Origin of the sequence: Paralimibaculum aggregatum (assembly GCF_030270585.1) — a bacterium.
GTDB classification, from domain to species: Bacteria; Pseudomonadota; Alphaproteobacteria; order Rhodobacterales; family Rhodobacteraceae; genus Thermohalobaculum; species Thermohalobaculum aggregatum.
In genome coordinates this window covers 88,120-107,569 of record NZ_BSYI01000007.1, presented here as the reverse complement: position 1 = coordinate 107,569, position 19,450 = coordinate 88,120, and the positions used below count along the sequence as shown (strand labels likewise).

Annotated in this window: 13 protein-coding genes; 8 read left to right on the top strand and 5 right to left on the bottom strand. The window is 73.8% G+C overall.

Translation table 11 applies throughout. The features are described 5' to 3' along the window. Positions 1-3: 3 nt before the first annotated feature. The 3 genes from QSJ97_RS06105 to QSJ97_RS06095 are packed head-to-tail and all read right to left on the bottom strand — an operon-like array spanning position 4 to position 3,251. The gene (locus QSJ97_RS06105) at positions 4-1,164 is read right to left on the bottom strand and encodes a mandelate racemase/muconate lactonizing enzyme family protein (RefSeq protein ID WP_434220890.1); all 1,161 of its coding nucleotides are present in this window, start codon (positions 1,162-1,164) and stop codon (positions 4-6) included. Then, positions 1,161-2,237 (bottom strand): aromatic ring-hydroxylating oxygenase subunit alpha, encoded by a 1,077-nt coding sequence (locus QSJ97_RS06100; RefSeq protein WP_285670769.1) that lies wholly within the window; start codon positions 2,235-2,237, stop codon positions 1,161-1,163. The genes QSJ97_RS06105 and QSJ97_RS06100 overlap by 4 nt, the downstream gene beginning before the upstream one ends. Before the next feature lie 45 nt (positions 2,238-2,282). Continuing rightward, positions 2,283-3,251 carry a MurR/RpiR family transcriptional regulator gene (locus QSJ97_RS06095; protein WP_285670768.1) on the bottom strand — a complete coding sequence of 323 codons (969 nt, stop codon included), beginning with the start codon at positions 3,249-3,251 and terminating at the stop codon, positions 2,283-2,285. 80 nt (positions 3,252-3,331) lie between these two features. On the opposite strand from QSJ97_RS06095, the gene QSJ97_RS06090 reads away from it, so the two are divergent. The 5 genes from QSJ97_RS06090 (at position 3,332) to QSJ97_RS06070 (ending at position 10,506) form a co-directional block, all read left to right on the top strand. Continuing rightward, positions 3,332-4,009: a dimethylsulfonioproprionate lyase family protein gene (locus QSJ97_RS06090; RefSeq protein WP_285670767.1), complete on the top strand. Its 678-nt coding sequence runs from the start codon at positions 3,332-3,334 to the stop codon at positions 4,007-4,009. 45 nt (positions 4,010-4,054) lie between these two features. After that, positions 4,055-6,499, top strand: a complete 2,445-nt coding sequence (locus tag QSJ97_RS06085) for an FAD-dependent oxidoreductase (protein ID WP_285670766.1) — start codon at positions 4,055-4,057, stop codon at positions 6,497-6,499. Between the two features lie 149 nt (positions 6,500-6,648). Further along, positions 6,649-7,029, top strand: a complete 381-nt coding sequence (locus QSJ97_RS06080; protein ID WP_285670765.1) for a carboxymuconolactone decarboxylase family protein — start codon at positions 6,649-6,651, stop codon at positions 7,027-7,029. A 127-nt stretch (positions 7,030-7,156) separates the two neighbouring features. Further along, positions 7,157-9,787, top strand: a complete 2,631-nt coding sequence (locus QSJ97_RS06075; RefSeq protein WP_285670764.1) for a hybrid sensor histidine kinase/response regulator — start codon at positions 7,157-7,159, stop codon at positions 9,785-9,787. Then, positions 9,784-10,506, top strand: coding sequence for a response regulator (locus tag QSJ97_RS06070; RefSeq protein ID WP_285670763.1), 723 nt, complete (start codon positions 9,784-9,786; stop codon positions 10,504-10,506). Before QSJ97_RS06075 ends, QSJ97_RS06070 begins: the two co-directional genes overlap by 4 nt. Positions 10,507-10,558: 52 nt before the next feature. Here QSJ97_RS06070 and QSJ97_RS06065 read toward each other — a convergent pair whose 3' ends face one another. Together QSJ97_RS06065 and QSJ97_RS06060 are read right to left on the bottom strand one after the other, a co-directional pair. Then, a complete protein-coding gene (locus QSJ97_RS06065; RefSeq protein ID WP_285670762.1) occupies positions 10,559-13,165 on the bottom strand; it encodes a hypothetical protein in 2,607 nt (868 codons plus the stop codon). Between the two features lie 1,816 nt (positions 13,166-14,981). After that, positions 14,982-15,428, bottom strand: a complete 447-nt coding sequence (locus tag QSJ97_RS06060; protein WP_285670761.1) for an Lrp/AsnC family transcriptional regulator — start codon at positions 15,426-15,428, stop codon at positions 14,982-14,984. A gap of 169 nt (positions 15,429-15,597) precedes the next feature. Between QSJ97_RS06060 and rocF the strand changes: the two genes are divergently transcribed. The 3 genes from rocF to QSJ97_RS06045 all read left to right on the top strand — a co-directional run bounded on the left by rocF (position 15,598) and on the right by QSJ97_RS06045 (position 19,445). Then, positions 15,598-16,539, top strand: a complete 942-nt coding sequence (rocF, locus tag QSJ97_RS06055; RefSeq protein WP_285670760.1) for an arginase — start codon at positions 15,598-15,600, stop codon at positions 16,537-16,539. 17 nt (positions 16,540-16,556) lie between these two features. After that, complete coding sequence (ocd, locus tag QSJ97_RS06050) at positions 16,557-17,648, top strand: ornithine cyclodeaminase (protein WP_285670759.1); 1,092 nt, start codon at positions 16,557-16,559, stop codon at positions 17,646-17,648. A gap of 90 nt (positions 17,649-17,738) precedes the next feature. Continuing rightward, positions 17,739-19,445 (top strand): ABC transporter transmembrane domain-containing protein, encoded by a 1,707-nt coding sequence (locus QSJ97_RS06045; RefSeq protein ID WP_285670758.1) that lies wholly within the window; start codon positions 17,739-17,741, stop codon positions 19,443-19,445. Positions 19,446-19,450 lie beyond the last annotated feature (5 nt).

Genomic DNA, 19,450 nt, shown 5'->3' with positions numbered 1-19,450 from the left:
CCTTCATGCAAGGATCGCGATCGCCGGGCCCAGCACCCCGGCATCGGGCCGCACGCCGAGGCCCGGCCCCTCCGGCGGCGCGATCCGCCCGGCCGACCGCACCGGGCCCGCCGGGTCGAGCCGCGGCGCGACATAGCCCGAGAGATCGCAGACATTCATCACCCGCTCGGGCGGGGTGGCGGCCGCGAGGTGCAGCGCCGCGGCGGTAGCGATGTCGGAGCCCCAGACATCCTCGATCACCATCATGGCGCCGAGATGCAGGCAGAGATCCCGCGCCCGCCGCGCCGCCGAGAGCCCGCCGAACTTCGAGAGCTTGATCGCCACCGCATCCATGCAGCCGAGCCGGTGCGCCGCGAGCAGCGAGGCGGTGTCGTGCGCGTTCTCGTCGATCTTCATTGCCAGCCCGGTGGCGCGGCGCACCTCGGCGCATTCCTCGAGGCTCCGGCAGGGCTGCTCGAGCATCACGTCGAGATCGGCCACCGCCCGGCCGACGCGGATCGCGTCGAGCGTGGCGGCGCCGCAGTTCCAGTCGCCATAGACCAGCGGGCCCGGCCCGACCGCCCGGCGCACGGCGCGCAGCCGCTCGGCATCGGCCTGCCAGTCGGCATCGGCGCCGAGCTTGGCCTGGAACTGGGCGATGCCGCCGGCCTGCGCCTCGCGCGCGATCGCCGCCATGCGCTCCGGCGCGACGCAGGTGATCGAGTGATAGAGCGGCAGCGTCTGCGCCCGGCGCCCGCCGAGCAGCCGCCAGAGCGGCAGCCCCGCGGCCTGCCCGGTGAGATCCCAGAGCGCGATGTCGACGGCGGATTTCGCATAGGCATGGCCGGGCAGCAGCCTGTCGCAGGCCGCCATCGCCGCCTCCGGCCCCACCGGATCGGCGCCGAGCAGCGCCGGTGCCATCGCCTCGACGGCCGGCGCCACGCCCCCGGCATGGGCCGGCAGATAGCCGGGGATCGGGCAGACCTCGCCCCAGCCGACGAGGCCGGCATCGGTGGTGAGCCTGACCAGCACCGAGGTTACCCGGTCGCAGGTCTTGCCGTCGGCCATGTAATAGGGCGTGTGGCTGGTGAGCTCGGCCTGGTGCACCGCGATCTCGGCGATCCGCCCCGCCGCGGCGCCCGGCCCCGCGGCGGCGGCGCGCGGTTCGGCGAGCCCGGCGGTCACCCGAGATCCTCCATCACCCAGCGGTGCAGCGCGGCGATCGAATGCTCGCTGTCGATGCCGGAGCAGGAGCGCGCGACCACCAGCGGGCCGGGCCGGTAGCCGCGGCTGCCGAGGCCGCGCTGCACCGCCTTCACCAGGGCCAGGTCCTCGGCGAAGGTGGTGTCGCGGTCGAGGTCGATCACCGCCTGGAGCTGGTCGTCGACCACCCCGTCGGCGGAGAACCAGCCGCGGTGCACGGTGGTGTCGCGCGGGCCCTCGGGGCGCCAGTAATAGGTGTTGACCACCCCGCCCGGATAGATCTGCAGCGAGAAGCAGGGGTAGAGGTAGAACGCGCCATAATCCGAGCCGCCGGTGTCGTACCAGCGCGCCTCGCCGGTGGCGGGCCGCGCGCTGTGGCGCAGCGCGCGGATCCCCGGCATCGGCTGGATGTCGTAGGAGGCCGGGTCGATCACCCCGTCGGCGAAGGCCTTGTGGACATGGCCGCAATGATAGCACTCGTTGTAGTTCTCCACCGCCACCAGCCAGCTGCAGTGTTCCGGCGCCGAATGCTCATGGGCGAACCGGCGCGCCTCGATGGTCGGGCAGAGCGCGCGCACCGCGGTCTCCACCCCGGCGAACAGCTCGGCCATCGGGCGGGCATCGGCATCGAAATTCACGAAGAGGAAGCCGAGGAACACCTCGGTGCGCAGCGGCGTGAGGCAGATCGCCGAGCGGTCGAAGCCCTCGACCTGCCGGGTGCCCGGCGCCGCGCGCAACCGTCCGTCGAGCTCGTAGGCCCAGGCGTGATAGGGGCAGACCAGCACGCGGGTGCGCCCGGTCGCCGCCACCAGCGTGTGGCCGCGATGCTGGCAGACATTGTAGAAGGCGCGCATCTCGCCGTCGCGGCCGCGGATGACGAAGAGATCCTCGCCCATCAGCTCGAAGGCGTAGTAGTCGCCGGTCTCGGGAATGTTGGAGCCGTGACAGACATAGTGCCAGCCCCTCAGCAGGATCTGCGAGCGCGCCCGGGCATGGAGCGCCGGATCGGTATAGATCTCGGCCGGCAGGGCGCGGGGGACGGCGGGCTGGTCCATGAGCGGGCTCCTCGATGGCGTGGTGGCTGCGGCCCTGTTGCCGGGTCAGCCGATCTGGGTGAGCGGTGCCGGCTCCTCGTAGAGCCCGGCCCTCTGGCGCTCGGCATGGAAGGCCTCGATCCGCGCCGCCGCCGCCGCGCCGCCGCGCGCCACCATCACCGCGATGAGCCCCTCGAGCAGCGCCACCACGGCGGCATGGCTCTGGAAGAACTGCGGCGTGTGGGTCGGCGCGACCAGCAGGTGATCGGCGTGGCGGGCCAGCGGCGAGGTCGCGCTGTCGGTGATCCCGGCGATGGTGGCGCCGCGGGCCGCCGCCAGCCGCACCGCCGCCATGGTCTCGGCGCGGTAGGGCTGGAAGGTGAGCGCCACCAGCAGCTCGTCCTCGCGGATCCAGGCCAGGTCGTCCACCGGCTGCGAACCGTGGCGCGGGATCGGCTGGATCTGCTCGAAGGCCATCCGCGCGACATACCAGAACTGGTGCGCCAGGCTGTAGGCCGAGCCCATGCCGAGCACATAGACCCGCGGCGCGGCGATGATCGCATCGGCCAGCGCGGTGACCGCCTCCGCCGCCTGCCCGGTCCAGACCGCCTCGACATTTTCCGCCGTCGCGCCCGCCATGCCGGCCATCACCGCGGCGCTGCCGCCCTCGGCCTCGAGCGCCGCCAGCCATTCCGCCCGGTCGCGAAAGCCGCCGATGCCGCCCGAGACGACGAAATCGCGGAACCGCGCGCGGAACGCCTCCCAGCCCTCGAAGCCGGCGGCGCGGGCAAGGCGCACCAGCGTGTTGGGATGCACCTCGGCCTGCGCCGCGAGCGCCCGCATCGACTGCACGCCGACCTCGCGCGGATGGTCGATCACATGGCGCGCGGCGCGCTGGAGCTGCGGCGAGAGCGCGTCGAAGCCCTCGGTGAGGCGCGACAGCGCCGCCTCTGCCGAGCCGGGTTCGCGGCCGTTCGCCATCGGGGTCTCGCCCGCCGCTGCGGCGGGCCTGTCGTCGCTCGTCTTGGGTCGCATGTATCAATTCGTTTGACAGCGGTTCACTTGTGTCATCTTTAGGGGGAAAGCCGCCGCGACGCAAGCGATTCAGGTGAGCGATGCACGACCCAGCCCCCGATCCCATGCCCGACCCCGGGCCGGGCTCCGCCCCCCGCTCCGGCACCGAAGCCTCGCCGCTGGCGGCGCTGTTCCGCGCGCTGGCCGATGTCTATGCCGCCGAGGGCCGCGCCGGCGGGGATGCCGCAGCGGCGGCCTATCGAGAGGCCGCCGGGCGCCTGGATGCCGCACCGCCCGCGCGCCCGCACCCGCCGCTGCACCTGCTGGTCACGGAGTGCCGCGCCGCGCTCGCCGCCGCCAGCCACCCGGCGGCGCGGGCGGCGCTGGCCGCCGAGGCGCTGCTGCCCTGGCGCAGCTCCGACGTGCCGGGGAGCGCGCTCAACGCCTCCGCCCGCGCGCTCTTCGCGGTGGCGCCGCTGATCGGACCGGGCGCGCTGGTGGAGATCGCGGGGCTGCGTGCCGGGCTGTTCCTGCAGCGGCCCGAGGCCCTCTACCCGCTCCACGCCCATGCCGCGGAGGAGACCTATGCCGTGCTGCACGGCGCGGCGGACTGGACGCTGGACGCCGTCACGACCCGCCACGATGCCGGCGCGCTGATCCACCACCCCGCCCATGGCGCCCATGCGACCCGCACCGGCCCGGCGCCGATGCTCGCCGCCTGGCGCTGGAGCGGGGATATCCGGCTCGAGACCTACCGGATGGTGGGGCCGGCGCGCTGAGGCCGCCCCGGCAATCCGACCCACGAAAGAGAGAAGGACCGACAGATGAAGACCCAGGCACGGGTGGCGATCATCGGCGGCGGTGTCATGGGATGCTCGCTCGCCTATCACCTCGCAGAGGAGGGCTGGAGCGATCTGGTGCTGCTGGAGAAGGGCGAGCTGACCTCCGGCAGCACCTGGCACGCGGCCGGGCAGATCACCCATTCGGTGAGCCATTTCGGCCTCGCCAAGATGGCCGCCTACGGCACCGAGCTCTATCCCCGGCTCGAGGCGGAGACCGGCCAGTCCGCCACCTGGCACGGCTGCGGCTCGCTGCGGGTCGCCTATCTGCCGGAGGAGGTCGACTGGCTGCACCACACCCGCGCCATCGGCCGCGGGCTCGGCCACGAGATGGAGATCGTCGGGCCGGAGCGCATCGCCGAGCTGCACCCGTTCTACAACACCGAGGGCATCCTCGCCGCGCTGCACACGCCGCATGACGGGCATGTCGACCCCGCCGGCGTCACCTTCGCGCTGGCCGCCGGCGCGCGCGCCCGCGGCGCCGAGATCCGTCGGCACTGCCGCGCCACCGGGCTGCGGCGCGAGGGCGCCGGGTGGATCGTCGAGACCGAGCAGGGCGAGATCCGCGCCGGGATCGTGGTCAACGCCGCCGGCACCTATGCCCGCCAGGTCGGCGCCTGGGCCGGGCTCGACCTGCCCATCGCCAACCTGCTGCACCACTACCTGATCACCGAGCCGGTGCCGGAATTTGCCGATCTCGCGACCGAGCTTCCGGTGATCCGCGACGACCGGCTGGTCTCGGGCTATGTGCGCATGGAGCAGAAATCCGGCCTGATCGGCATCTACGAGAAGGCCAATGCCGCCACGGTCTGGGACGACGGCACCCCCTGGGAGGCGGAGCACGAGCTCTTCGACCCGGATTACGACCGCATCATGCCCTGGCTCGAGAACGCCATGGAGCGGATGCCGGTGCTGGCCGAGCTCGGCATCAGGCGCGTGGTGCACGGGGCGATCACCCATCCGCCGGACGGCAACATGATGCTCGGCCCTTCCGGGGTGGAGAACCTCTGGCTCTGCTGCGGCAGCCAGGTCGGCATCGCCTGGGGGCCGGGGGCCGGCCGGTATCTCGCGCAGTGGATGGTGCATGGCGCCGCCGACATCTCGATGGCGAGCTTCGATCCCCGCCGCTTCGGCGCGCGCATCGACGAGACCTACCGCATCGGCAAGGCCAAGGAGGACTACCTCCTGCGCCACGAGATCCCCTTCCCGCAGCGCGACCGGCCGGGCTGCCGGCCGAGCCATTCCAAGACCTCGCCGCTCTATGCGGCGACGAAGGCCAAGGGCGCGGTGTTCCAGGACGTCTACGGCTGGGAACGGCCCTACTGGTATGCCCCGGAGGGCATGGCGCGGGAGCACATCCACAGCTTCCGCCGCAGCGCGCTGCACGACGTGGTCGGCGCCGAGGTGGACGGCCTGCGCACCCGCGCCGGCATCGCCGATCTCACCGCCTTCGCCAAGATCGAGGCGCATGGGGCGGATCTCTGGGACTATCTCGGCCGGATCAGCTCCAACCGCCTGCCGCGGAACACCGGCTCGGTGACGCTGACCTATCTGGTGAACCCCAACGGCCGGCTCGAGGGCGAGGCGACCCTGGTGAAGCTGGCCGGGGACCGGGCCTATATCGTCTATGCCGCGGCGCGGGAGGCGGCGCTGCTCGACTGGATGCGGGGCCAGCGCCGCCCCGGCGAGCGGGTGGCCTTCGACAACGTCTCCGAGGCGCGCGGGGTGATCATGCTGGCCGGTCCGCTCAGCCGGGAGATCCTGGCCGCCTGCACCGGCGCCGACCTCTCCAATGCCGGCTTCCGCTGGCTCTCGACCCGCGCGATCGAGGCCGCGGGGGTTGCCGATATCCGTGCCATGCGGGTGACCTATACCGGCGAGCTCGGCTGGGAGCTGCATGTGCCGATGGCCGGCATGGCGGCGGTCCATGCGGCGCTGGTGGCGGCGGGCGAGCCGCGCGGCATGGTGCATGTCGGCGCTGCGGCGCTCAACGCGATGCGGATGGAGAAGGCCTACAGGTCCGGCCACGAGATCACCGCCGAGGTGACGCTGGCCGAGGCCGGCCTGGCGCGCTTCTCCCGCGCGGAGGGCTTCCAGGGCGCCGCGGCATCGCTCGCCCCGGCCACGCGCTGGAAGCTGGCGCTGCTGCGGCTCGAGGAGCCCGAGGGCGGGGCCGAGGCCGATCCGCTCGGCTCCGAGGCGGTGTGGCATGCGGGCGAGGCGGTGGGCGCGATCAGCTCCGGCGGCTACGGCTACGGCATCGGCGCCTGGCTCGGCTGGGCCTATCTGCGGCCGGCGCTGGCGGAGCCCGGCACCCGGCTCGAGGTCATGGTGCTCGGCCGCCCCCGCGCCGCGGAGGTCGTCGAGGGCGCGCTCCGGGACCCGGAGAACGCCCGCCCCCGGGCCGACCGCACCCCGGCCGCCGCATGAACGCCGCCTGAACGCCGGCGCGCGCGTCCCGAGGCCGGTGGGGGAGCAGGAGCGCTCCGCCGGGCGCCCCGGCTGCCGGGGTGGGTGGGGCCTCGGGACGCGCGCGCCCCCCGCAACCGGCCACGACCCATCAGCGACAGGAGACCGCCATGGACAACGACCTCTTCGAGACCGGCCTCGCCCGGCGCAAGGCCACCCTCGGCGCCGCCTATGTCGAGCGGAACCTCGCCGCCGCCGACGAGTTCACCCGGCCCTTCCAGGAGGCGATGACCGCCTGGTGCTGGGGCTTCGGCTGGGGCGACGATGCCATCGAGCCGAAGACCCGCTCGATGATGAACCTCGCGATGATCGGTGCCCTCGGCAAGATGCAGGAATGGGAGACGTACTGCCGCGGCGCGCTCGCCAACGGCGTCTCGAAGGAGGAGATCCGGGCGATCATCCATGTCGTCGGCATCTATTGCGGGGTGCCGCAGGCGCTCGAATGCTTCCGCGTCGCGCGCAAGGTGCTCGAGGAGGCCGGCGAGCTCTGATCGCCGCAGCCCCCCTGCCGGCCCGCGGATACATTTCTGAGACAAATCCGGCCGCGCCCGACATATGATGGACACCTCCGCCCCATAGTCTCCCAGCCGGGCGGAACGGGGCGTGGCGATGGCGGACATGCGTGAGACGGAGCGTGACACGGCGGGCGGGACGGCGATGGCCGTGCCGGAACCGGCATCCGCGGGCCGCGAGACCGCGGTCGCCGGCTTCGATGCCAACGGCCGGCTGGTCGAGCGCAACGCCGAGTGGGAGCGCCTCGCCGGCCCCTCCGCGCCGGGCGCCGACCGCGCCGCCTGCCTCGCCGCGATGATCGCCGCCTTTGCCGAGATCCGCGACTTCCCCGAGGCCGATCCCGCGCGCAGCGCGAAGATCGCCGCCTGCTGGGCCGCGCCGGGAGAGCCGGTCGAGGCGCGCCTGCCCGACGGCTCCTGGCGGCTGCTGGCGAGCCATGACCGTGCCGATGGCGGCCGCAGCTTCCTCGCCATCGACATCACCCGGCAGGAGGAGACCCATGCCCTCGCCAACCGGCTGCTGATCGAGAACCCGGTGGCGATCTGGGCGGTGGAGGCCGCCACCGGCCGCTTCGCCTTCGCCAACCAGGCGGCGCGGGCGCTCTATGGCGCGGCGCGCAGCGAGGATCAGGGCCTGGCGCTGATCGAGCGCTTCATGATGCCCCACCAGCGCGACATCTTCGACAGCCGCGCGGCGGCGCCGGGGCGGGTGGACTTCGTCGACGCGCTGCTCGAGACCCCCTCCGGCAAGCGGCTCTGGACCGCCGGCGCCACCAAGGGGATCGCGCATCGCGGCCGGGCGCTGACCATGTGCACGCTGTTCGACACCACCGAGAGCGAGCGCGCCGATCACGAGCAGGCCCGGGCGCTCGAGATCCTGAACGACGCGATCCTCAATCTCGACGAGGCGCTGGCGCTCTACGACGCGGATTTCCGCTTCGTGATGGGCAATGCACGGCTCTACGAGCAGTTCTACTCGGAGGTCGCGCCGCCGAAGCCCGGCGAGCATTCGCACGAGACCATCCGCCGGCTGGTCGAGGCCGGCTTCTACGCGATCCCCGAGGGCATGACGCAGGAGGCCTTCCTCGCGCGCACCCTCGCCGGGGTCGATCCGCGCCCGGCCGAGACCGAGATCGCGCTGGCCGACGGGCGCAGCTTCCTGCGCAAGATCCACACCACCCGGATCGGCGGCTATTTCGTCACCTTCACCGAGACCACCGCCGAGCGCCGCGCCGAGCGCGCCGAGCACGAGGCCGACCGGCTGGTGCGCACCATCGTCGAGAACTCGCCCACCACCTTCCTGGTGAGCCGCATCGCCGACGGCAAGATCATCTATTTCCCGCCGGCCTCGCAGGAGCGCTTCGGCGACATCGAGTCGACGCTCAGCTTCTTCCTCGACCCGAAGGACCGGGAGGACTACCTCGCCGCGCTGATGGAGACCGGATCGCTCACCGATTACCCGGTGCGGTTCCGCCGGCGCGACGGCTCGGTGATGCAGGGGCTGACCTCGGCCCGCGTGGTCACCTACAAGGGCGAGGACGTGATCATCTCCTCGACCCGCGACATCACCGAGACCCTGGCGATGCAGGCCGAGCTCGAGCGCTCGCGCGAGATCGCGCACCAGAACGAGAAGCTCTCGGCCCTCGGCGAGCTGCTGGCCGGCGTCTCCCACGAGCTCAACAACCCGCTCTCGATCATCGTCGGCTATGCGCTGATGCTGCAGGACCGCATCGACGATCCGGCGCTGCGCCGCCGCGTCGACCGCATCGCCCAGGCCGCCGAGCGCTGCACCAAGATCGTCCACACCTTCCTCGCCATGGCGCGCAAGCGGCCGGCCCGGATCGAGCCCTGCGACCTCAACGAGGTGATCGAGATGGCGCTCGACGTGGCCGGCTACGGCCTGCGCACCGAGGGGGCGGAGGTGATCTGCGATCTCGAGCCCGGCCTGCCCCATGTCGCGGCCGACCCGGACCAGATGGCCCAGGTGCTGACCAATCTCATCGTCAATGCCGAGCATGCGCTGGCCGGCAAGGGGCCGGAGGGGCGGCTCCGGCTCGCCTCCTTCCACGATGCCGAGGCCGGCGAGGTGGTGGTGGAGATCGCCGACAACGGCCACGGCATCTCGCGCGACGTGCAGGCGCGGATCTTCGAGCCCTTCTTCACCACCAAGGCGGTCGGCACCGGCACGGGGGTCGGCCTCGCCTTCTGCCACCGCATCGTCACCGCCCATGGCGGGCGGCTCACGGTGCAGTCCGAGCCCGGCCGCGGCGCCACCTTCGCGGTCGCGCTCGAGGCGATCGCGGCGCCGCGCCCGCGCGCCCCGGCCGCCGGGCCCGCCGAGACGCACCGGGCCGCGCGCCGGGTGCTGGTGGTCGACGACGAGCCGGACGTCGCCGACATGATCTGCGACGTGCTCGCCGAGGCGGGCTACGAGACCGAGGCCTGCAACCGCGCCCGCAGCGCGCTCGCCCGCCTCGCCGAGCGCCGCTTCGACGCCATCCTTTCCGACATCCGCATGCCCGATCTCGACGGCGCCGGCTTTCTCGAGGCGCTGCGCCGGCAGGCGCCGGACCGGGTGGCCCGGCTCGGCTTCGTCACCGGCGATGCGCTGAGCCCCCCGGTGCAGGCGCTGCTCGCCAGCTCGGGCCGGCCGCATCTCGAGAAGCCACTGATGCCCGAGGCGCTGATCGCGCTCGCTGACCGACTGGCCGACCCCGGCCGAGGAGACCTGCCATGACCGCCATCGCCCAGCCCGACGCCCCCCGCATCCTGATCTGCGACGACGAGGAGCATCTCCGCGAGATGGTCGGGGAATATCTCGGCGAGCGCGGCTTCCGCGTCGCCGAGGCCGGCTCGGCGGCGGCGCTGCACCGCGAGCTCGCGGGCGCCGGGGCGGATCTGGTGATCCTCGACATCACCATGCCGGGCGAGGACGGGCTCTCGGCGCTGCGCAAGCTCCGCACCGAGTTCGACCTGCCGGTGATCATGCTCACCGCCGCCTCCGAGGTGATCGACCGGGTGGTCGGGCTCGAGATGGGCGCCGACGACTATCTCGGCAAGCCGGTGGACCTGCGCGAGCTCGAGGCGCGGATCAAGGCGGCGCTCAGGCGCCACCCGTCGGGCGGCGGCGCCGGGGCGGCGGGCGGCGCCGCGCCGGGCAGCGTCCCCTTCGGCCCCTGCAAGCTCGATCTCGACCGCGCCAGCCTGACCGGGCCGGAGGGCGAGGAGATCCCGATCACCGCCATGGAATTCTCGCTGCTGCGCGTGCTGGCGGAGAACCGCGGCCGGGTGCTGACCCGCGACCAGCTGCTGGCGCAGGCGCATGACCGCGGCTGGGAGCCCTTCGACCGCTCGATCGACCTGCGCATCTCGCGCCTGCGCCGCAAGATCGAGCCGAACCCGGCCAAGCCCAGCGTGATCCGCACCGTGCGCGGGGTCGGCTACATCTTCGGCTGAGGGCCCGGGCGGGGCCGGGTTGCGCTCGGGTCCGGGCGGTCGAGCCGGGCGGTCAGGCCTGGCCGTCGAGCCCCTCCAGCCCGTCGAGCGCCGAGGGCTCGGCAAGGCCCGCCATCTCGACCGGTTCGGCCATCGCCGCGGCGATGTCGCCGCCCTCCGCCGCGCCTGCCGCCTCGATATCCGCCGTCCAGTCGCCCGAGGCGTCCGGGGCGGTCGCGGCGGCCTCCACCGCCTCGGCCCAGTTCTCCGCCGGCGCGGGCGCCGCCTCCGCCTCGGCCCGTGTCGCCTCGGCCCGCATCGCCTCGGCCCGGGCCGCTGCGGTCTCCGGGGCTGTCTCCGGCGCGGCCATCGCGCCCGGATGGTTCTGCCCGCCCGGCCGCCAGACATCCACCGTCACCGTCTCGACCAGCGTGTTGCCGGCGCCGTCGGTCGCCTCGATCACGAAATCCCGCGGCCCGTTCGGGATGTCGTGCGGGTGCACGCCCTTCACCACGTGCAGCGCATCGCCCCGGATCTCGAAGACTTCCTGCCCGCCCTCCGTGCTGCCGGCGATCGTCTGCGGCTCGAAGCTCTGCGAACCGGAGGCCGCAACATCCACCTGCACGCCTCCGTGGTAGAGCGTCGCCGTGCCGCCCGATGGGAAGGCCAGCGCCAGATCGCCATGCGCCGGCACCTCCACGGCCACCTCCTGCCCGTTCAGCGAGACCACCGCCTCGCGGGCGCTGTCGGAGCCGTTGCGCAGGCGCCAGACGCTCTCTCCGGCATTGCCGGCCGCATCGTGGATGCGCCCCTCGGAGACCAGCCGGAGCCCGGATCCCTGCCTGCCGGCATCGCTGCCGAGATAGGGCCGCACCGCGGTGTCGTGCGGGCCCCAGTAGTCCGGCTCGCCGCCCACCACGCCGCCCTCCAGCAGCCGGAAGCCGTGGCTGTCGCCGGGGTCGTCGTCCACCGCGAGGAAATCGCCGAGATACTTGCCCGGCGCCGCCGCGCCATGGCCCGCATCGGCATAGAGGATCGCCGTCGGCGCCTGGTTGACATCGGTCACCGTGATCGTCAGCGCCTGCGTCGCGGCATTGCCCGCGGCATCGCTGGCCTGCAGCGTCAGCGCGTGGCCCGGGGCGGTCTCGTGATCGAGCGCGGCGCCTTCGCGCAGGCGGATATGGCTGCCCCCGGCGATCTCGAAGAGCGGATGGTCGAGGGGTGCCCCGGCCCCGTCCACCAGCCGATAGGTGACCGCCCCGCCCTCCGGATCGGCCGCCTCGAAGCGGGCGACCACCGTGCCGGCCGCCGCATCCTCCGGCACGGCCACGGCTTCGGCCCGGAGGCTCGGCGCCTCGTCGACATCGGTGACCGCGATCAGCACCGTCCGGTCGGTGCCGGCTCCCTCGGCATCGCTGACGCGGATGGTGAGGGCGATCTCCGGCGCGGTCTCGTGATCGAGCGCCGCCCCGCCGCGCAGGCGCAGCAGATCGCCGTCGATCTCGAACAGCGGATGCATCGCGGGACTGCCCGCCGGGCCGACCAGGGCATAGGAGAGCGCATCCCCCGCATCCGGGTCGCTGCCGAGCAGCCGGGCCGCCACCCTGCCCCCCGCCGCCGCCTCGGAGATCCGCCCGCCCTCGAGCGCCAGCCCGTCCGGCGCCTCGTTGACATCGGTCACCGTGATCGTCAGCGCCTGCGTCACGGCGTTGCCCGCGGCATCGCTGGCCTGCAGCGTCAGCGCGTGGCCCGGGGCGGCCTCGTGGTCGAGCGCGGCGCCCTCGCGGAGCCTGATCTCGCCCCCCGCGATCTCGAACAGCGGATGCTCGAGCCGCGCGCCCGCGGCGTCCACCAGGGCGGCGCCAACCGCGCCGCCCTCCGGGTCCGACGCCTCGAAGCGCGCCACCACCGTCCCGGCCGCGGCGTCCTCCGGCACCGGGGCGGATCGCGCCGCCAGCGCCGGCGCCTCGTCGATATCGGTCACCGCGACACGGACCGTCTCGCGGTGGCTGGCGCCGCCGGCATCCGTCGCGGTCATGGTGAGCGCGATCTGAGGCTCCGCCTCGTGATCGAGCAGGACACCCGCCTTCAGCCGGAGCTGCAGCGCGCCGGCCGCGTCCGCCACCACCTCGAAGCGGCCGTCGGAGACGGCGAGCCGGTGCCGGTCGCCCGCATCCGGATCGGCGACCGCGAGGCCGGCGACGACCGCGCCGGGGCTGTTCTCCGCCACCGCCGCCGGGCGGTCGAGCCGGATCGCCGTCGGCGCCTCGTTGGCATCGGTGACGGCGATGACGGCCGGCACATCGAGATACCCCCCGGCGGCATCGGTGACGCGGATGGTGAGCGCGATCTCCGGCGCGGTCTCGTGGTCGAGCGCCGCCCCGTCGCGCAGGCGCAGCAGGTCGCCGTCGATCTCGAACAGCGGATGGACGGCGGGGCTGCCCGCCGGGCCGACGAGGGCATAGGAGAGCGTATCCCCCGCACCCGGGTCGCTGCCGAGCAGCCGGGCCGCCACCGTGCCCCCCGCCGCCGCCTCGGAGATCCGCCCGCCCTCGAGCGTCAGCCCGTCCGGCGCATGGTCCGGGTCCGGCTCCGCCACCGGGCCAGGGTCCTCGACGGGCGGTTCCTCCTCCGGCAGAGGAGGCGGCGCGGGCGGCGCCTCGGGCAGAGGCTCGCCCACCGGGCCAGGGTCCTCCTCGGGAGTCTCCTCATCCGGCACAGGGGCCGGCGCAGGCGGCGCCTCGGGCATGGGCTCGTCCATCGGACCGGGATCCTCCACGGGAGACTCCCCATCCGGCACAGGAGACGGCGCAGGCGGCGCCTCGGGCAAAGGCTCGTCCACCGGGCCGGGGTCCTCCTCGGGGGGCTCCTCATCCGGCAAAGGGGCCGGCGTGCGCGGCGCCTCAGGCAGGGGCTCGCCCATCGGGCCGGGGTCCTCCACGGGAGGCTCCTCTTCCGGCACAGGAGTCGGCACGGGCGGCGTCTCGGGCATGGGCTCATCCACCGGGCCGGGATCGGCCAAGGGAGACTCCTCGTCCGGGACAGGAGCCGGCGCGGGCGGCGCTTCGGGCAGGGGCTCGTCCATCGGGCCGGGGTCCTCCACGGGAGGCTCCTCATCCGGCACTGGAGCCGGCGCAGGCGGCGCCTCGGGCATGGGCTCGTCCATCGGACCGGGATCCTCCACGGGAGGCTCCCCATCCGGCACAGGAGCCGGCGCAGGCGGCGCCTCGGGCAAGGGCTCGCCCACCGGACCGGGGTCCTCCTCGGGAGTCTCCTCATCCGGCACAGGGGCCGGCGCAGGCGGCGCCTCGGGCAAGGGCTCGTCCACCGGGCCGGGATCCTCCACGGGAGGCTCCTCATCCGGCACAGGAGCCGGCGCAGGCGGCGCCTCGGGCAAGGGCTCGTCCACCGGGCCGGGATCCTCCACGGGAGGCTCCCCATCCGGCACAGGAGCCGGCGCGGGCGGCGCCTCGGGCATGGGTTCGTCCACCGGGCCGGGGTCCTCCACGGGCGGTTCCTCCTCCGGCGCAGGCGCCGGCACCGGCGGTGCCTCGGGCAAGGGCTCGCCCACCGGGCCAGGGTCCTCCTCGGGAGGCTCCTCCTCCGGCGCAGGCGCCGGCACCGGCGGCGCCTCGGGCAAAGGCTCGCTCACCGGGCCAGGGTCCTCCACGGGAGACTCCTCGTCCGGGACAGGGGCCGGCGCGGGCGGCGCCTCGGGCAGGGGCTCGTCCACCGGGCCGGGATCGTCTACGGGAGGCTCATCTTCTGGCACAGGAGACGGCGAGGGTGGCGCTTCGGGAGGCGGTGCGTCGTCCGTGTCCGGCTCCCTGGCGGGCGGTTCCTTCTTCGAGATGGCATCGGGCGGTTCGGGACGCGCCGGCTCGGCGGGGGGGACGGCCACGGGCCCGGGCGCAGTGGCGGCGCCTCCTGCAGCCCTGCCGCTCCGGGCGGGTTCCGGCGGCGGCGGTGGCAGGGTCGCGCCCAGCGGCACCGCCGCGGGGAAGGCGAAGAGGCCCTCGGCCGGCATCGGCAGCGGCTCGGGTAGCGCAAAGGCGATGCGCCCGTCGGGCACCGGCAGCAGCGCCTCCGCCCCGCCCGCCGGGCCGCGCACGGGCGGCGGGACGGCCGCAGCGGGCACCCGCCCTGGCAACTGCGGGTCCGGCAGCAGCCCGGAGAGCATCGCAGCGCCGCCGGGCACCCCCTCCTGCCCCGGCCGCGGGTCGGACAGCCGAGCCGCCTCCGGCAGCCAGCCACGATGCAGCCCCGCGAGATGCTCGCGCTGCCGGTCGAAGGCGGCCCCGTCGGCGGAGATGGCAGCCACGGGGTCGGGATCGGCCGTGAGATCGGGCGGCTGGGCCATGGCTGGGGTCCTTGGGCTGGGGGCCTCGGGCTGGCATTCGGCGGGAGCGAACGGGCGCATCCTCGCGGCCGCGGCTTGAAACACCGCCAAGAAACACGGTTGCCGACAGGTTGTTCGGATCGGCCGGGCTGCCGGCTCAGCGCGGCGGCGCCACCATCCCGGCCCGCTTGCGGGTGGAGAGCAGGATGTTGGTCTCGGTAAGGCTGATGCCGGGCAGCAGGCGGATCCGGCGCAGCGTCTCGTCGAAACTCTGCAGGTCCGGCGCGCCGATCTCGGCGACGAGATCCCAGCGGCCATTGGTGGTGTGCACGCTCAGCACCTCGGGCATGGCGGCGAGCCGGCGGGCGACATCGTCGGAGGCCTTGCCCTCGATCTCCACCAGCGTGATGGCGCGCACCGGATCGGCCTGCAGGTCGCTGCGCATCACCACGGTGAAGCCGGCGATCTCGCCCGAGCCGATCAGCCGGTCGAGCCGCGCGCGCACGGTGGCCCGCGCCAGCCCGAGCTCCGCCGCCAGATCGGAGACGGAGCGGCGGCCATCATGGCGGAGCAGCGCGATCAGCTTGCGGTCGATGTCATCCACGATCTGCCATTTCGATCAAGGTTACCTGCCATGATGATCGAAATTGCCCGGCGATTTGTCAATTATCCAGGTGCAAACTGCCAGCGCCCCCGGTCATGATCCGCGCCAGGGAAGCCAGACCGACCCCCTTCCGAAACCATGCGGCCCGGACCCGGGCAGGAGACGAGCGATGCGACAGGTGACACTCTATGGCGCAGGCATGGAATGCGGCGCGAGCCAGCGCGGCCCAGTGATGGGCCCGGCGGCGCTGCGCACCGCGGGCATCGTCGAGACGCTGTCCGGGCTCGGCCACATGGTCGAGGACCGGGGCGACCTGCGGCCCGAGCCGGTGGCGGGGCTCACGGTGCCCGGCCGCGCGCGCAATGCCGGCGCGGTCGCCGGCTGGGTGCGGGCGCTGAAGGCGGGCGCCGAGACGGCGCTGGCGGCGGGCGAGCTGCCGATCTTCCTCGGCGGCGATCACGCGCTCTCGGCCGGCACGGTGGCCGGCGCCAGCGCCCATGCCGCGGCGGCGGGCCGGTCGCTGTTCGTGCTCTGGCTCGACGCGCATACCGATTTCAACACCTTCGCCACCACCGAGAGCGGCAATCTCCACGGCACGCCGGCGGCCTTCTTCTGCGGGCTGCCGGGCTTCGAGCCCTTCCTCGGCGGGCCGCTGGAGACCCCGGTGGCGCCGGAGCGCGTGACGATGCTCGGCATCCGCTCGGTGGACCGCGCGGAGCACGACCTGGTGCTGGCCCACGGCCTGCGGGTGCACGACATGCGCGAGATCGACGAGCGCGGCGTGGCGGCCCTGCTGGCGCCGTTCCTCGACGAGGCGGCGGCGGCCGGGGCGATGCTGCATGTCAGCCTCGACGTCGATTTCCTCGAGCCGGAGATCGCCCCCGCGGTCGGCACCACGGTGCCCGGCGGCGCCACCTTCCGCGAGGCCCATCTGATCATGGAGATGCTGCACGAGAGCGGCCTCGTCACCTCGATGGACATCGCCGAGCTGAACCCCTTCCTCGACGAGGCCGGGCGCACCGCGCGGCTGATGGTGGACCTCGCCGCGAGCCTGTTCGGCCGCCGGGTGATGGACCGCCAGACCCGTTCGCGCTGGTCGCGCGCCGCCTGAGACATTTGGAGAGAGACATGAACGCCATCGACAGCGCCGATACCCGGACCCCCGCCGTGACCCGGCACGACAGGATCAACCTCGTGCCCTTCGTCAGCGTCGACCACATGATGAAGCTGGTGCACGCGGTCGGCATCGAGACCTTCCTCGCCGAGCTGGCCGGCGAGATCGAGGCGGATTTCCGCCGCTGGGAGCTCTTCGACAAGACCCCCCGCGTGGCGGCGCATTCGCCGGAGGGGGTGATCGAGCTGATGCCGACCTCGGACGGCACCTCCTACGGCTTCAAGTATGTCAACGGCCATCCGAAGAACACGCGGGAGGGGCTGCAGACGGTCACCGCCTTCGGCGTGCTCTCGGATGTCGATTCGGGCTATCCGCTGCTGCTCTCGGAGATGACCATCCTCACCGCGCTGCGCACGGCGGCGACCTCGGCGCTGGCGGCGAGATACCTGGCGCCGGAGGGCGCGCGCACCATGGCGCTGATCGGCAACGGCGCGCAGTCGGAGTTCCAGGCCATGGCCTTCCGGCGGATGCTCGGGATCGACCGGCTGCGGCTCTACGACATCGACCATGGCGCCACCGAGCGCTGCATGGCCAACCTCGCCGGCCGCGGCTTCGAGATCACCGCCTGCACCACCCCGGAGGAGGCCGTCGAGGGCGCCGAGATCGTCACCACCGCCACCGCCGACAAGCAGAACGCGACCATCCTCACCGACAACATGATCGGCTCCGGCCAGCACATCAACGCGGTCGGCGGCGACTGCCCGGGCAAGACCGAGCTGCACCGCGACATCCTGATGCGCTCCGACATCTTCGTGGAGTATCCGCCGCAGACCCGCATCGAGGGCGAGATCCAGCAGCTCGAGCCGGACCACCCGGTGACCGAGCTCTGGCGCGTGATCGCCGGCACGCTGCCCGGCCGGCGCGATCCGCGCCAGATCACGCTGTTCGATTCGGTGGGCTTCGCGACGGAGGACTTCTCGGCGCTGCGCTATGTCCGCGACAGGGCGGCGGCCACCGGGCTCTTCCAGGAGCTCGACCTGCTGGCCGACCCGGACGATCCGCGCGATCTCTTCGGCATGCTGCTGCGGGCGGCACCGAAGGCCTGAGGGGCGCCGCTTAACCGTTCCGTAAGCCTGTTGCCGCCACCCTGCCATCCGACCCGGCAGCAGGATCCCGGCGGCAGGAGGCAGACCCGCGTGGCGTTCGAGACGGCAGCACCGCCCGAGCACGGGCCGCCCCTCCCCGCCGGGCGGCTCTGGCACCTGCTCTGCCCCGCCCGGGCGCTGCGGGCGGCGGGGATGCCCTTCACCGGGCTGCTGGCGAGCCCGCCCTCGGCGCTCGCCGCCTCGCTGGCGATCAACCTGATCGGGCTGGCGCTGCCGGTGGCGATCCTGCAGGTCTATGACCGCATCGTGCCGAAGCAGGCGGTGGCGACGCTCGACATGCTGGCGCTCGCGCTGGTGCTGGTGCTGCTGCTCGAATTCGCGCTGAAGGCCGCGCGGGCGCATCTGCTGAGCTGGTCGGCCGCGCGCTTTGCCCACAACATCGCCTGCGACGGCATCCGGCGCCTCCTCGCCGCGCCCGAGGCGGCCCTGCCCCGCGAGCCGGCGGCGCGCACCGCCGAGCGGATCGAGGCGATGGCGCGGCTGGCCGGGCATCTCGGCGGCGCCGCGCGGCAGGTGGCGGTCGACCTGCCCTTCGCGCTGCTCTTCTTCGCGGCGATCTGGCTGATCGGCGGATGGCTGGTGCTGGCGCCGGCGGCGCTGGTGCTGGTGTTCGCCCTCGCGGTGCTGGCCGAGGGCGCGCGGCTCCGCCGGGCCGCCGCCGCGCGCCGGGCGCACGAGATCGCCATGGCCGGGCGCTGGGGCGAGCTCTTCCGCAACATCCGCAGCGTCAAGGCCCATGCCATGGAGCGGCTGATGCTGCGCCGGCTCGAGCCGCTCGCCGCCCGCTCGGCCGAGACCCATGCGGCGCTGGCCGAGGCGGCCGAGCGCGGGCAGATCCTCGGCGCCCTGCTCGGCAGCTGCACCACCCTCGGCGTGGTCGTCTGCGGCGCCCTGGCGGCGGCTGCCGGGGAGCTCACGGTGGGCCAAGTCGCCGCCTGCTCGATGCTCGCGGGCCGGGCCGTGCAGCCGGTGCTGCGCCTCGCCGCGCTGTGGAGCGAGCACCAGAGCTTCCGCCTCGCGCTCGAGAGCGCCAGCGGGATCTTCGCCCTGCCGCCGGCACCCGAGCCGGCCCGCAGCCGCGTCGCCGGCCCGCCGGAGGTCGTGCTGCCGGCCCGTGCGACGGCCCGGATCGGGCCGGATGGCGAAGGCCCGCTGACCCCGGTCGAGGCGGCCACCGTTCCCGCCGGCGGCGCGGCCCGGCTGCGCTTCCACCGCCGGCGCGCCCGGGCGGCGTTCCTGCAGGGGCTGATCGGGCGCGACCCGGCCGGCGCCGGCGGCATCCGGATCGACGGCATGGCGCCCGAGGCCTACCGCGCCGCGCATGACGGCGCGATCTGCCTCATCGGCCGCGATCTCGCCCTCTTCGACGGCACGCTGCATGGCAACATGACCTTTTTCGGCCGCCGCGCCAGCTTCGACCGGGCCGCCGCCATGGCGCGCCTGCTCGGCCTGCGCGAGGATGTGCTGCAGATGCCCGACGGGTTCGAGAGCCGCCTGCGCGGCGATGCCCCCGGCGCCCATCCGCGGCGGCTCGTGCAGGGGGCGGCGCTCACCCGGATGCTGGCCGGGCACCCCGCGCTCCTGGTGCTCGACGACACGCTTGACGCGCTCGAGCCGGCGCTGGCCGAGCGGCTGACCGAGGCGCTTCGCGACCTCCGCGGCAGCGCCACCGTGCTGATCGTCTCCGACCATCCGGCGGCGGCCCGGCTTGCCGAGGCGGTGATCCATGTCGCGTGAGGCCG